Genomic DNA, 13,185 nt, shown 5'->3' with positions numbered 1-13,185 from the left:
GTGGATCCGAACTTCGACACCTACCGGCTCGACGACACCCACGTGGCTGTCCGCGAGGCTGTCCGCGATCTCGCGGAGAAGCAGATCGCGCCGTTCGCGGCCGACGTCGACGAACACGAGCGATACCCCACCGAGGCCCGGGACGCGCTGGTCCGCTCCGGCTTCAGCGCGGTCCACGTGCCGGAGAGCTACGGCGGCCAGGGCGCCGACTCGGTGACGACCTGCATCGTCATCGAGGAGGTAGCCCGGGCGTGTGCCTCCTCGTCCCTCATCCCGGCGGTCAACAAGCTGGGGACGACGCCGATCCTGCTGTCCGGGTCGGAGGACCTGAAGAAGCTCGTCCTGCCCTCGGTCGCCAGCGGCGAGGCCAGCGCCTCCTACGCGCTGTCGGAACGGGAGGCCGGATCCGACACCGCCTCGATGCGCACCCGGGCCCGGCTCGACGGGGACCACTGGGTCCTCAACGGCACCAAGACCTGGATCACCAACGCCGGCGAGTCCACCTGGTACACGGTCATGGCCGTCACCGACCCGGATGCCGCCAGGCCGGCGGACGGCATCTCGGCGTTCGTCGTCCGCGCCGACGACCCGGGTTTCGAGATCGGTTCCAAGGAGCGCAAGCTCGGCATCAAGGGCTCGCCCACCCGGGAGATCCACTTCGTCAACTGCACGATCCCGGCCGACCGGATCATCGGCGAGCCCGGCACCGGCCTGCGCACGGCCCTGGCGACTCTCGACCACACCCGCCCGACGATCGGCGCGCAGGCGGTCGGCATCGCACAGGGCGCGCTGGACGCGGCGGTCGGCTACGTCCGCGAGCGCCGCCAGTTCGGCCGCGCGATCGCCGACAACCAGGCCGTCCAGTTCATGCTCGCGGACATGGCGATGAAGATCGAGGCGGCCCGGCACATAGTGTACGTCGCCGCCGCCCGCGCCGAGCGCGGCGAGAAGAACCTCAGCTTCATCACCGCCGCCGCCAAGTGCTTCGCCTCGGACGTCGCGATGGAGGTCACCACCGACGCCGTGCAGCTGTTCGGCGGCGCCGGCTACACCCGCGACTTCCCGGTCGAGCGGATGATGCGCGACGCGAAGATCACCCAGATCTACGAGGGCACCAATCAGATCCAGCGTGTCGTGATGGCCCGCGCGCTGCTCAGGGGCTAGGAAGTCCGCCTTTCCCCTGGCAGATGACGGTGCGGCCCGCCTCGACCTCCTCGCGAGCCTCGTCGAGCGCCCGCTTCGTGCCCGGGTCGGGCTCATCGACCCACTCGTGCGGCTCCGGGTGGGGCTGCGCCGTCGCATCCATGGCCGGGCCGCGGCTGACGCCGAGCCGTTCGNGTGACACATCTGTCTGATCAGACGGCGCATCCCGCCCGTCGGGCCGGCGGCACCCCGCAGGCCCCACGGGACGCCGCCGCAACGGGTCTACCAGGGCTTTCAGAGCGCCCACAGGCCCAGCAACACCCCTCAGACACCCCCGCGCCATGCGTGGGCGAGGATTCACCGACAGCGGCTGAAGGGCTTTGTGTGTCCTTCGCTCGCAGGGGTTGCGGCCCCTGCGTCACCGTGGTCGTCAAGACGTCTCGGCAGGAGACACGAACAGCCCTTCAGGTGCCGGATCGCCACTCCCTCGGACACACCCGAAACACCGACCACCATCGTCAGATCACCGAATACAGCCGCTCGGCGCCCGCGCGCACCGCCCGGAGCGGTCCCCGGAGAGCGAGGCTCAGCCCGCGGAGCCGGCGGCGTGTTGCAGGGGCAGCAGGACGAGATAGGGGTCGACCGAACTGGCGGCGAAGCCGAAGTGCCGGTAGAAGGCCCGACCGGCCGGGGCGGCGGCATGCGCCCCGAGCACCGGGGTCCCGACCATGCGGCGCACCGTCAGCGCCCGCATCGTCGCGTCGCGCAGCAGCCGGGCACCGACGCCCCGGCCCTGGTAGCGGCTGTCCACCGCGAGCCGGCCGATGAGCATCAGCGCCACCGGGTCGGCGGGCCGGCGCGAACGCCAGCGGGAGTGGGTCGCGACGCGTTCGACGGCGCCCGTCGCCAGGCAGTAGAAGCCCGCGATGGTGGTTCCGTCGAGCACCACGAACGTGTTGGTGATCCGCTCCCGCTGGTGCTCCTTGGCATGGTGGCGCAGCCAGCCGTCGAGAACGGGGTCGCCACAGCCGAAGGCGACCGTGTCGTGCTCCTCCAGCAGGGCCGACGGCTTCGTGAGCGGCACGGGGCGGTTCCCTTCCAGCCAAGGCCGATCTTGTGACGGATGACGTCGCAATGGTTCAGGCGTCGGCCTGGCCCGGCTGTTCCTTGCCGGGCTCCTCGTCGAGCAGGCCGCGCAGCCGTGGGTTGTCAGCGGGCGGTGCCTGCAGCATCGCCTCCAGCTCGGCCCAGGCGGACTCGGACACCCGGAACAGCCGGCGGTCGGCCAGCACATCCCGGGCATGCCGCCGCATGCTCTCGACCGCGAACACGCCCAGGCTGAGGCCCTCTGCCTCCGCGGCGGACCGGATGATCTCCGCGTCGTCCTCGGGCAGCTCGCAGGTGATTTTCTCGTCGCCGGCGGAGGTCATGGTGGAAGTCTGCCGTCCCTTCCCCGGAGATGCGAAACCGGGTCGCCCGGGCCACCAGCCGCCCGCGGTCACGTCCCCGCCGGCGGCAGAGCGACCCGGAGAGGACCGGAGAAGAGTGCCGTCTGCAACGCGGTCCTCGCCGATAATGTTCGGACAGGCGTGGCGGCGGGCATTTCCTGCAGATCATCCCGACCCGCCGAAGGAACGGTGAGCATCACGATGGCCTACCACGCGCAGACACACGAGCGGCGGGGCCTGTTCGCGCCCGGCGGGCGCCGCCGGGTCCGCGGCGAGCACCGCCGGCTCCGCGGCGGGCACCCGGAGGCGCGACGATGAGCGACGACCTGGGCACGGCGCTGGTGGTGATACTCGGCGTGCTCGCGGTGGTGGGCGTGGTGCTGGTCATCGGCACCGTCTACCTGCTGCGCCGGTACCGGCTGCCGTTGCACGGCATGGCCGCCGCCATCGCCAGTCTGCTCTATGTGGTCTCACCGGTGGATGCCGTGCCGGAGGTCCCGCTCGGCCCGGTCGGGCTGGTCGACGACCTCGCGGTGATCCTCGGCGCGGTGCTGTACCTGCGCAGGCTCGTCGAGGCCCGCCGGGAGTCCCCGGCCGTCCCGGCGGCCCGCCCCCGCCGGGCCAGGAACAGCCGCTGACGAACGGTCGGGTCCGTCCGGGTGCCCGGCTGGGCGGCCCCGGACGGACCCGGCCCACTCAGATCAGCGAGCGCAGGACGTAGAGCAGGATCCCGCCGTGGCGGTAGTACTCCGCCTCACCGGGGGTGTCGATGCGCACCACGGCCTCGAACGAGATGTCCCCCGCCCGCACGGTGATGGTGGGGGTCTTCTCGTCGATGTCGGCCAGCCCGGTGATGGTGAAGGTCTCCTCACCGGTGAGCCCGAGCGACTCCGCCGACTCCCCGACGGGGAACTGCAGCGGCAGGACGCCNATGCCGATCAGGTTCGACCGGTGGATCCGCTCGTAGGACTCGGCGATCACGGCCCGCACACCGAGCAGCGCGGTGCCTTTCGCCGCCCAGTCGCGGGAGGAGCCGGAGCCGTACTCCTTGCCCGCCAGCACCACCAGCGGCACGTTCTCGGCCGCGTACTTCTGCGCGGCGTCGTAGATCGCCAGCTGCTCGCCGTCCGGCAGGTGGCGGGTGACGCCCCCCTCGACGCCGGGCACCAGCTTGTTGCGCAGCCGGATGTTGGCGAACGTCCCGCGGATCATCACCTCGTGGTTTCCGCGGCGCGACCCGTAGGAGTTGAAGTCGGCCGGGGCCACCCCGTGCTCGGTGAGGTACCGCCCGGCCGGGGAGTCCTTCCGGATGGAGCTGGCCGGGGAGATGTGGTCGGTGGTGACCGAGTCGCCCAGGTAGGCCAGCACCCGGGCGCCGACGATGTCGGTGCGCGGCTCGGGCTTGGCGGTCATCCCCTCGAAGTACGGAGGGTGGCGCACGTAGGTGGAGTCCTCCACCCAGTCGAAGGTCTGGGAGACCTCGCCGCCGTCGCCGATGGGCAGCGCCTGCCAGCGCTCGTCGCCGGAGAGGTCGGCGTAGCCGCCGGAGAACATGTCGGACGCGATCGCGCTGTTCATGACCTCGGCGACCTCGGCCTCGCTCGGCCAGATGTCACGCAGGTAGACCGGCTCGCCGGCGGTGTCGGTGCCCAGCGGGTCGGTGTCGAGGTTGATGTCCATCGTGCCGGCCAGCGCGTACGCGACCACCAGCGGCGGGGACGCCAGGTAGTTCATCTTGATGTCCGGGTTGATGCGGCCCTCGAAGTTCCGGTTGCCCGACAGGACGCTGACCACAGCCAGGTCCGCGCTGTTGATCCCGGCGGAGATCTCCTCGGCGAGGGGGCCCGAGTTGCCGATGCAGGTGGTGCAGCCGTAGCCCACCAGGTTGAACCCGACCTTGTCCAGGTAGGGGACGAGGCCCGCGCGCTCGTAGTAATCCATGACCACCTTGGAACCGGGAGCCAAGGTGGTCTTCACCCATGGCTTGCGGGTCAGGCCCTTCTCCACGGCGTTCCGGGCGAGCAGCGCGGCACCCAGCATGACCTGCGGGTTCGAGGTGTTGGTGCAGGAGGTGATCGCGGCGATCGCGACCGCGCCGTGGTCGAGCTCGAAGGTGGTGCCGTCGGCCAGGGTCACCCGCGTCGGGTTGGACGGGCGGCTGCGGACGTCACCGGCGACCGCGTTGACCGAGACCGGCGCGTCCGACGGCTTGTCGCTGAACGCGGCGGCCGAGTCGGAGGCCGGGAACGACTCGGCGTCAGCCTCGTCGGCACCCCCGTTCACCAGCTCCGTCGGACGGGCGTAGTCGGCCAGCGCCTTGCGGAAGGCCGGCTTCGCCGTGGACAGCGGCACCCTGTCCTGCGGCCGCTTCGGCCCGGCGAGCGAGGGGACGACCGTCGACAGGTCGAGCTCGAGGGTCGTGGTGTNCTTCGCCTCGTGGCTCGGGTCGTGCCAGAGCCCCTGCTCCTTGGCGTAGGCCTCGACCAGCGCGACGAGCTCGTCCGGCCGGCCGGTGAGCCGCAGGTAGGAGAGCGTCTCCTCGTCGATCGGGAAGATCGCGCAGGTGGAGCCGTACTCGGGGCTCATGTTGCCGATGGTGGTCCGGTTCGCCAGCGGGACGTTCGCGACGCCCTCGCCGTAGAACTCGACGAACCGCCCGACGACCCCGTGCCGGCGCAGCTGCTCGGTGATGGTGAGCACCATGTCGGTCGCGGTGGTGCCGTGGGGAAGCTCACCGGTGAGCTTGAACCCGACGACGGTCGGGATCAGCATGCTGACCGGCTGGCCGAGCATCGCGGCTTCGGCCTCGATGCCGCCGACGCCCCAGCCGAGCACGCCGAGGCCGTTGACCATCGTGGTGTGGCTGTCGGTGCCGACGAGGGTGTCGGGGTAGGCCAGCGTGCCCTCGGCGGTCTCCTTCGTGAAGACGACCCGGGCGAGGTACTCGACGTTGACCTGGTGCACGATGCCGGTGTTCGGCGGCACCACGGTGAAGTTGTCGAACGCCGCCTGGCCCCAGCGCAGGAACTGGTAGCGCTCCCGGTTGCGCTGGAACTCCAGGGTCGCGTTCAGCTCGAACGCGTCCGTCCGACCGAAGTGGTCGGCGATGATCGAGTGGTCGATGACCATCTCGGCCGGCGCCAACGGGTTGATCTTGGACGAGTCACCGCCGANGGCGACGACCGCTTCGCGCATGGCGGCGAGGTCGACGACACAGGGCACGCCGGTGAAGTCCTGCATGATCACCCGGGCCGGGGTGAACTGGNTCTCCTGGCTCGGCTCGGCCGCCGGATCCCAGTTGGCGAGCGCGCGTACGTGGTCCGCCGTGATGTTGGCGCCGTCCTCGGTACGCAGCAGGTTCTCAAGCAGAACACGGAGGCTGTACGGCAGGCGGTCGGCCCCGGGCACCGCATCCAACCGCCTGATCGTGTAGGTACGATCACCTACCGCGAGTCTGCCGGTGCTGCCGAAGCTGTCCATGGCCTTCGTCTCCTCCTCGTCACCTCATCCGCTCCTCGTCGGCGGAGAGGTTCGACACCAGCAGCGATCACAGGCGGCCGGCCGACGAGTTCACCGCGGTCGGCCACCTCTCGCTCCATCCTGGCACTGACCGGGGTGACGGCGACGGCCAGCGCCGTCACCCACGCCCCGACAGGGCCGCGCGGGCGGTGTGACCATCACCTCCCGGGGGCCGAAAAAGGTCCCCGGGAAAGCACGCCAAGTTTACTTAGCAAGGCTAAAGATATCAGGTGGTCCGACCGGACGTGTGCCCCGTTCCCACCGGACTGGATGCGACAGGACGTTCGGACCCCGACCCCGGAAAGGTGGGATGTCCCACCCGTCCAGGGCCCACCTTGGACGGATCGGGCGCGGAAGTGCGCACGCCTGGTGCACCGGGCCGCGAGGGGCTGCTGTCGCGTCGGCGGCGCGGGGCCGGGGCCAGGGCCGGGGCCAGGGCCGGGTGCGAGCGTTCGGCGATCTGACAGCGACGGTCAGCGTTTCNGGTGCCGGTGCGGGTGTGGCGACGCGGCGACTGAAGAGCTCGCCGTGTCTCCTCGGGAGAGGTATTGACAACCCCGACGGCGAAGGGGGCGCAACCCCTCCGGAAGCGGAGACACCACGAGCCCTTCAGTCGCCGTCGGCGCACACCCGCGGAGGCGCGGCCCGGGGGTGGGTGCGGGCTGCGGCGGGGCCGGTACGCACCCTGAAAGCCTTGGCAGCGGGCGTCACGGCGGGTTCCGCCGGCTGCGGCGACCCGCTGGCCGCGCCTCGACCGCGTCGCCGCGGGCCGACGTGCCCGCAGGGGAGGTACTCGATGTCGCAGTGGGTGGGCGGCGGTGTCCTGATGGCGGCCCAGGAGCCGCCGCTCGCCGGGCATCGCGACCCGGCTCGATGCCCGGGTCGCCACGTCCGATCAGACAAGCATGTCACCCCGGTCTCGAGTCGCCGCTGCCACCGCGGCATCAGCCCCTGCCCCCGCGGCGGCGAGTCGGCCACGACGAGATCGCCTAGGACCAGACCGCCGTGATGTCGCGCTGCCAGTTCTCCATCGTGAACGGGGACCGCCGCAGCCGCCGCATCGCCTCCCGGCGCTCGTCCATGGTCGGTGGCACGACCGCCAGATCAGCCGCGGTGCTGGCCCAGATCTCGTTCGGCGTGCTGAGCGGGAGCATCGTGATCCCCGGGAGCACCCGGGCGATCTCCGCCACCCCCGGCAGATCGGACGACAGCACCGGGGTGCCGACCGCGCAGGCCTCGAGCACCGCGCTGGGCAGCCCCTCACTCAGCGAGGTCACCAGCACCAGCGACGAGTTCACCAGCAGCTTGGGAACGTCTCCCCGCTCGCCGAGGAACTCGACCCGGTCGGCGACGCCCAGGCTGTCGGCGAGCGCCGTCAGTCGCTCGGTCTCCTCCGGGGTCTGCCGCCCGACCAGCCGCAACCGGACGTCGAGACCACGGGCGCACATCGCCGCGAAGATCTCGATGGCGCGGGACCGGTTCTTGACCGGGTCCGGGCGGGCGATGTGCAGCACGGTCAGCGGCTGTGCCACGGCCTCGCCGAACTCGTCGAGTTCGGCCATCGGTGGCATCGGGCGCTGGCCCGCGATCGCGACACCGAAGGGCTCCAGCTCGACGCCGTTGTAGACGACCCGGCAGCGGGGGTCCAGGCGCCACGTCTCCCGCCACAGCCCGCGCATGGCGGCCTCGCTGACCGCCAGCAGGTCGGTGGCGAAGACATCCAGCAGCACCNGCTCCGCTGTGCTGCGCAGCCGGCCGGGCAGGCTGTCGCCGCGCAGGTCCCGGCAGTTGAAGAAGTGCGCGACCCGGCGCCGCACCCCGGCCACCCGGGCAATGGCCAGGACCACGCCCGAGAAGCCCGCCACACCCGAGTGGACGATGTCGGGTCGCACCGTGCGCAGCAGGCGGCGGAAGGCGAAGGGGAACCTCAGGCCCGCCCGGCAGTAGTAGACCTCGCCGCCGAGCGAGCGGATCTCCTCGTCCAGCGAGCCGCTCGCCCCCGAGGTGACGCAGAACAGCAGGCGGAACTCGGTCGGGTCCAGCCGGCGCAGCAGGTTGACGGCCCGGATCGTCTCCCCGGCCAGCTCCATCCGCGGGAGGACCTCAAGCACGGTCACCGGGCTGCCCCGGCGGGGCGCGGCGGGAGCGGGGGCGGGGGACGGCTGCGGGGTGGCCGAGCCGCGCCCGGATCCGGGCTCGTCGTCGGCCGGGCGGGGTCCGGCGGCGTCCTCGCGCACGGTTCCGGCGTCCTCACGCACGGTTCCGGCAGCCACGTCCGGTGCGGCGAGCCGCTCGTCGTCCACCGAGTGCCTCGCCGTCAAGGTGACCACCCTCCGCAACTTCCGATGACACAGTTGACCCACCGTGCAGGACATCTAACAACCTTTGTCAACCTACAGAGAGAGTTCCACTACCCATAGTCATGACACTCGGGTCGGACGACGGAAAGGGCGGGGCATCGTGACGCGATGCCCCGCCCTGACCCGGGTTCCCGTTGCCGAACGGGTCCGTTACAGCAGCTCGAGATCGGCTCCCAGGCACTCGGCGGAGTTCTCGGCCTTCGCGCAGGTGTCGTACAGGTACTCCTCCAGCGGCTTGTCGTCAGCCGGTGCGTTGAGCAGGGCCTGCGGCGGCGAGTCGAAGGTGATCCCGTCGTCCGTGGCCTGCGCCCCGGCCACACCCACCCGGATCACCGCGTTGACCGGCAGCACGCCGGCGACGGTGATCACGACATCCAGCGCCCGGACCTCAATCGAGTTGGACGTCTGGAACTGCCGGTTGAGGACCACGTAGCCCACCCCGGGCAGCGCGATCCCCGTGTTCGGGGGAACGTTGGCCGCGATCGGGATCCCCGCGACGACCAGGTTCGTGAACGTCGTCCCGGCACTGCTCAGGACGGGTGCCACCCCGGGGGACTTGGTCACGTTCGCCTGCGATCGGACCGCGTCCGCGGTGATCAGGCCACCGAGGATGTTCAGCCCGCCGATGTCCAGCACCGCCGAGCCCCTGGTCGGATCACCCGGAATCGAGCCCCCGGTCGCGGTGACCCCCCCCGGTGACCAGGATCCCCGGCAGGTTGATACCGACCAGGCTGCTGCTCGACACTCCGCCCCGGCAGGGGATGCCCTGCGAGATCAGCGGGCTGACCGACAGCGGCCCCGCGATGATCACATTGGAGTAGGCGCCTCCGGTGACGAACACCGGCGGCTTGATCGCAAAGCCCGCCTGGGTGAAGCCGATCACGACGTCGAGACCCGCGTTCGGGCCCGACAGGATCTGGGCGCGCACTCCGATGGTCTGGATGCCGTTGGCCACCGGCGTCTGCTGGTTCAGCGTGAGGGTGATGACCCCGGGGATGCCGACGACGGTGTTCGGCGCGATGTTGCCCAGTGGGACGGGGATCCCGGCGAGGGTCAGCGCACCCAGGGTGACGACCCCGTTCGTGGTGATGCCCGAACCGGTGTTGACCGCCCCGCTGGCGACGCTGAGGTTGGTGATCCCCACCAGGCCGCCCAGCAGGCTGACAGTGGCCGCGGTGCTGGTGCTCAGGCCGACCTGCTGTGCGCCCGGCTCGCGCTCCGAGCTCGACGCGGTCTGCTGGATCGCGGCGATGCTCAGAACGTTGGGGATGTTGACGGCGCCACTGGCTACCCGGGTCACCCCCGCCGCGGAGGTGCAGTCGACGCCCGCACCGAAGGTCGGGCCCGACTGGAGAACACCTCCCAGGGTGGAATAGCTGCCGAAGGCGTAGACCTGGTACGCGAGGGGGTTCGGCACGGCGGCGGCCGGGGACGCCATGGCCCCGCCCACCGCCGCGGCGACCATACCGACCGTCACGGCACTGGCGAAGAGCCGGCGGCTGCCCGCACGGGGAACTCCCGCGCGGAAGATAGCTCCCATCTCTGCCTCTCTCAAGGTGGATCAACTACAGAACGTGAGCACCTTAAAACAGACTGAAGACGAGCGGCCGGCTTCGCGCCAATACCCATTACCGATAGCGCTTTTTCGGCGCGTCGCGCCTACTCACCAAAAGATAGAACTCGCTAAATTCGCTATCGATTAATTCCCAGGCAGGTCACAGGGACTCGACCATGTTCGGCGCCGGCGCGGGGCGCTGCCGGGGAACGACCGCCGGAACCGCCGCCGGAACCGCCGCCGACGCCGCCCGCGGGGCCCCTTCACTGACCGGGGACAGCCAGCGGCGGGTGTCCAGAACCGCGCGCGCATGCCGGGCCACGATGTCGCGGCGGAAGACGTCGTGGTCGACCAGAACAACTACCAGGTCAGCGGCCGCCGTCTGCTCCGCGTCCGCGTCCACCAGCGTGACCTGGGCGGGCACCTGCGCGGGGTCGACGTGCGGGTCGGCGGCGAGGACCTCGGCGCCGAGATCGGCCAGCAGCGCGGCCACCCGGGCCGCCGGCGACTCCCGGGAGTCCCCGGTGTTGCGCTTGTAGGCCAGGCCGAGCAGGAGAACGCGGCTGCCGCGCACCGGGCGGCCCTGCCGGTTGAGGATCTCGGTGACCCGGTTCACCACATGGTCCGGCATGTGGTCATTGATGTCGTTGGCCAGTTCGACGAACCGGAAGCTACGGCCGAGCCGGGAGCGAACCCGCCACGACAGATAGGACGGGTCGATGGGCAGGCAGTGACCGCCGACGCCGGGCCCCGGCCGGAACGGCATGAAGCCGAACGGCTTGGTGGAGGCGGCGTCGATCGCCTCCCAGACGTCCGCGCCCAGCTCATGGGCGAACATCGCCAGCTCGTTCACCAGTGCGATGTTCACGTGCCGGAACGTGTTCTCCAGCAGCTTGGTGAGCTCGGCGGTCCGGGTCGAGGCGACCGGGACGGTCCGGTCCACCAACGAGTCGTAGAAGGCCGTCACCGCCGCCAGCGAGTCCGCGTCCACACCGGAGACGACCTTCGGGGTGTTGTCCAGCCGCCAGGTCCGGTTACCCGGGTCGATGCGTTCCGGTGAGTAGCCGAGCCGGAAGTCGGCGCCGGCCCGCAGGCCCGAGCCCTCCTCCAGCAGCGGGCCGAACAGTTCCTCGGTGGTTCCGGGATAGGTGGTCGACTCCAGCACGACCGTCACGCCGCGCCGGAGAAAGGGGGCGAGACTGCGGGCCGCGTCGACCACGAAACTCAGGTCGGGCGCGCATTCCCGCAGCGGGGTCGGTACGGTGACCACCGCGACGTCGAACCCGCGGGCCGCGGCGTAGTCGGCCGTGACCTCGTATCGGCCGCCGGCGAGCGCGGCGGTCAGCTGGTCGTCGGAGATGTCCTCGACGTAGGACTCNCCGGCTGCCAGCCGCCCGACCCGTCTGGCGTCGACGTCGACCCCCACGACCTGCCAGCCGGAGTCCACCGCGCGCATGGCGAGCGGAAGACCGACGTAGCCCTGACCGACCACCGCCAGTTTTCCCGAAGAAGTCATGGGCCCAGTGTGGCGCTCTAACTACTCTGAGCTACGCATTGGCCCGCTCCGTGTCACGCTCAGTGATCGCCCGCTGCGTCGGGAGGCCGCGGGCTCGGCTGGCGAGGCTACGGGTCAGCACCGCGGAGATCCGCTCACCGGCATGGCCGTCCCACAGCGCGGGACGCCGCGGCGGGGGCGGTCGCTCCAGCCACTCGATCGCCCCCGCGACGACCGCCTCGGGCGCGCGGCCGACCACGCGGTTGGTGCCCTCGGTCACCGTGATCGGCCGCTCGGTGCTCTCCCGCAGCGTCAGGCACGGAATCCCGAGGACCGTCGACTCCTCCTGCACCCCGCCCGAGTCGGTGAGCACCAGCCGCGCGCCCATCTGCAGCGCGAGGCAGTCCAGATAGCCGACCGGCCCGAGCGGACGCACACCGTCCGGGAGTCTGCCGGCGAGGCGCCCGGCGGTCCGCGGGTGGACGGGGAACACCAGCGGGCAACGCACGGCGATCTCGCCCAGAGCCCGGATCAGCCCGTCGAGCACCGCGGGATCGTCGACATTGGCCGGCCGGTGCAGGGTGACCAGGCCGTACCCGCCGGCACGCAGGCCGAGTTCGGCCAGCGTGGGCCGCGCGCGGGCCCGCTCCCGGCAGGCCAGCAGCGTGTCGACCATGACGTTGCCGACCAGATGCACCGACGCCGGCGGCGCGCCCTCGGCGAGCAGGTGCCGCACGCCCTCGGGGCTGGGTGCGAACAGCAGGTCCGAGAGCCGGTCGGTGACGATCCGGTTTATCTCCTCGGGCATCGCGCGGTCACCGCTGCGCAGGCCGGCCTCCACATGAGCGACCGGGACGTTCGCCTTCGCCGCGACCAGCGCGCAGGCCAGGGTCGAGTTCACATCGCCGACCACCACGACGGCATCCGGAGCCAGCCGCACCAGCAGCGGCTCGAAGGCGGTCATCACGGCGGCGGTCTGCACGGCGTGCGAACCGGAACCCGCGTCCAGGTGGTGATCCGGCGGGCTCAGGCCGAGGTCGGCGAAGAAGACCCCGCTCATCGCGTCGTCGTAGTGCTGGCCGGTGTGCACGAGGGTGGTGCGTGCGCCGTCGGCCGCCAGCGCGTCGAGTACCGGCTTGACCTTGATGAAGTTCGGTCGCGCACCGGCGATCACGACCACATGCGGCCCGGCCGCGGTCACGGTGCGGCCGTCCCGTCACGTTCGGCCCGCTCGAGGTGCCCGGCACGCTCGAGGTGCCCGGCACCCTCGGAGGCCCTGCGCACCGCCGGCACCGTGGGCCCTGGCATGCCCGGTGCTCCCCCGGGACCCGCGCTCCCCTGCCCGGCCCGCGACAGCTCGGCCAGCTCAGCCGCCAGATCGGCGTCGACCATCATCTCCGCGAGCTCGCGGAAGCCGACCNGGGGCTGCCAGCCCAGCACCTCACGCGCCTTCGACGCGTCCCCGACCAGCACATCCACCTCGGCCGGCCGGAAGAACCGCGGGTCAACCCGCACATACCCCGACCAGTCCTCGATCCCAACCCGGGCGAACGCCACATCCAGGAACTCGCGGATGCTGTGCGTCTCACCCGTGGCCACCACGAAGTCATCCGGCGAGTCCTGCTGCAGCATCCGCCACATCGCCTCGACGTAATCCCCCGCGAA

At 71.1% G+C, this 13,185-nt stretch carries 11 protein-coding genes and 8 pseudogenes; 3 read left to right on the top strand and 16 right to left on the bottom strand.

The features are described from left to right. The gene (locus UG55_RS12585) at window positions 1–1,164 is read left to right on the top strand and encodes an acyl-CoA dehydrogenase family protein (RefSeq protein ID WP_066067373.1); all 1,164 of its coding nucleotides are present in this window, start codon (window positions 1–3) and stop codon (window positions 1,162–1,164) included. A gap of 565 nt (window positions 1,165–1,729) precedes the next feature. Here UG55_RS12585 and UG55_RS12575 read toward each other — a convergent pair. Further along, window positions 1,730–2,227 (bottom strand): GNAT family N-acetyltransferase, encoded by a 498-nt coding sequence (locus UG55_RS12575; protein ID WP_066067369.1) that lies wholly within the window; start codon window positions 2,225–2,227, stop codon window positions 1,730–1,732. A gap of 55 nt (window positions 2,228–2,282) precedes the next feature. Further along, window positions 2,283–2,573, bottom strand: coding sequence for a DUF1778 domain-containing protein (locus UG55_RS12570; protein WP_066067366.1), 291 nt, complete (start codon window positions 2,571–2,573; stop codon window positions 2,283–2,285). 207 nt (window positions 2,574–2,780) lie between these two features. Here UG55_RS12570 and UG55_RS45325 point away from each other — a divergent pair, with 207 nt between their 5' ends. Together UG55_RS45325 and UG55_RS12565 are read left to right on the top strand one after the other, a co-directional pair. Beyond that, window positions 2,781–2,909 (top strand): hypothetical protein, encoded by a 129-nt coding sequence (locus tag UG55_RS45325; protein WP_255360472.1) that lies wholly within the window; start codon window positions 2,781–2,783, stop codon window positions 2,907–2,909. Next, window positions 2,906–3,229, top strand: coding sequence for a YkvA family protein (locus tag UG55_RS12565; RefSeq protein WP_066067363.1), 324 nt, complete (start codon window positions 2,906–2,908; stop codon window positions 3,227–3,229). Before UG55_RS45325 ends, UG55_RS12565 begins: the two co-directional genes overlap by 4 nt. Before the next feature lie 58 nt (window positions 3,230–3,287). On the opposite strand, the pseudogene UG55_RS36250 reads toward UG55_RS12565, so the two are convergent. The 14 genes and pseudogenes from UG55_RS36250 to UG55_RS12530 form a co-directional block, all read right to left on the bottom strand. Then, a pseudogene (locus tag UG55_RS36250) lies at window positions 3,288–3,521 on the bottom strand (hypothetical protein); the annotation flags it as partial. A gap of 1 nt (window position 3,522) precedes the next feature. After that, a pseudogene (locus tag UG55_RS36245) lies at window positions 3,523–5,017 on the bottom strand (aconitate hydratase); the annotation flags it as partial. A gap of 1 nt (window position 5,018) precedes the next feature. Further along, a pseudogene (locus UG55_RS36240) lies at window positions 5,019–5,764 on the bottom strand (aconitase family protein); the annotation flags it as partial. A gap of 1 nt (window position 5,765) precedes the next feature. Continuing rightward, window positions 5,766–5,856: pseudogene (locus UG55_RS36235) on the bottom strand (hypothetical protein); the annotation flags it as partial. A 1-nt stretch (window position 5,857) separates the two neighbouring features. Continuing rightward, on the bottom strand, window positions 5,858–6,071 hold a 214-nt coding region (locus UG55_RS36230), incomplete at its 3' end, for a hypothetical protein (protein WP_242424247.1). 1,028 nt (window positions 6,072–7,099) lie between these two features. Beyond that, window positions 7,100–7,841, bottom strand: a pseudogene (locus UG55_RS36225) (glycosyltransferase); the annotation flags it as partial. Window position 7,842: 1 nt separating this feature from the next. Further along, the coding region (locus UG55_RS46230) for a glycosyltransferase (RefSeq protein WP_396230888.1) at window positions 7,843–8,200 on the bottom strand (358 nt) is incomplete at its 3' end. A gap of 420 nt (window positions 8,201–8,620) precedes the next feature. Then, window positions 8,621–9,106, bottom strand: coding sequence for a choice-of-anchor P family protein (locus UG55_RS36215; protein ID WP_066067357.1), 486 nt, complete (start codon window positions 9,104–9,106; stop codon window positions 8,621–8,623). Window positions 9,107–9,125: 19 nt separating this feature from the next. Continuing rightward, a complete protein-coding gene (locus UG55_RS36210; protein ID WP_242424246.1) occupies window positions 9,126–10,010 on the bottom strand; it encodes a choice-of-anchor P family protein in 885 nt (294 codons plus the stop codon). A gap of 175 nt (window positions 10,011–10,185) precedes the next feature. Beyond that, window positions 10,186–11,403 (bottom strand): annotated as a pseudogene (locus UG55_RS12540) (nucleotide sugar dehydrogenase); the annotation flags it as partial. A 1-nt stretch (window position 11,404) separates the two neighbouring features. After that, window positions 11,405–11,541, bottom strand: a pseudogene (locus tag UG55_RS36205) (nucleotide sugar dehydrogenase); the annotation flags it as partial. A gap of 31 nt (window positions 11,542–11,572) precedes the next feature. After that, entirely contained in the window at window positions 11,573–12,721 is a 1,149-nt protein-coding gene (gene wecB, locus UG55_RS12535) for a non-hydrolyzing UDP-N-acetylglucosamine 2-epimerase (protein WP_066067350.1), read from the bottom strand. Beyond that, window positions 12,718–12,940 (bottom strand): annotated as a pseudogene (locus UG55_RS45320) (hypothetical protein); the annotation flags it as partial. The pseudogene UG55_RS45320 and the gene wecB, both read right to left, overlap by 4 nt. 1 nt (window position 12,941) lies before the next feature. Next, window positions 12,942–13,185, bottom strand: a 244-nt coding sequence (locus UG55_RS12530) for a GDP-mannose 4,6-dehydratase (RefSeq protein WP_255360471.1), incomplete at both ends; no start/stop codon positions are given.

Origin of the sequence: Frankia sp. EI5c (genome assembly GCF_001636565.1) — a bacterium.
Taxonomy (GTDB): Bacteria; Actinomycetota; Actinomycetes; order Frankiales; family Frankiaceae; genus Parafrankia.
This window is presented reverse-complemented; position numbering and strand designations above follow the sequence as displayed.

Excerpts from the sequence above, each read along its gene's own strand:
- UG55_RS12570 (WP_066067366.1), bottom strand. The coding sequence starts at position 2,573 with ATGACCTCCGCCGGCGACGAGAAAATCACCTGCGAGCTGCCCGAGGAC.
- UG55_RS12565 (WP_066067363.1), top strand. The coding sequence starts at position 2,906 with ATGAGCGACGACCTGGGCACGGCGCTGGTGGTGATACTCGGCGTGCTC.
- UG55_RS36210 (WP_242424246.1), bottom strand. The coding sequence starts at position 10,010 with ATGGGAGCTATCTTCCGCGCGGGAGTTCCCCGTGCGGGCAGCCGCCGG.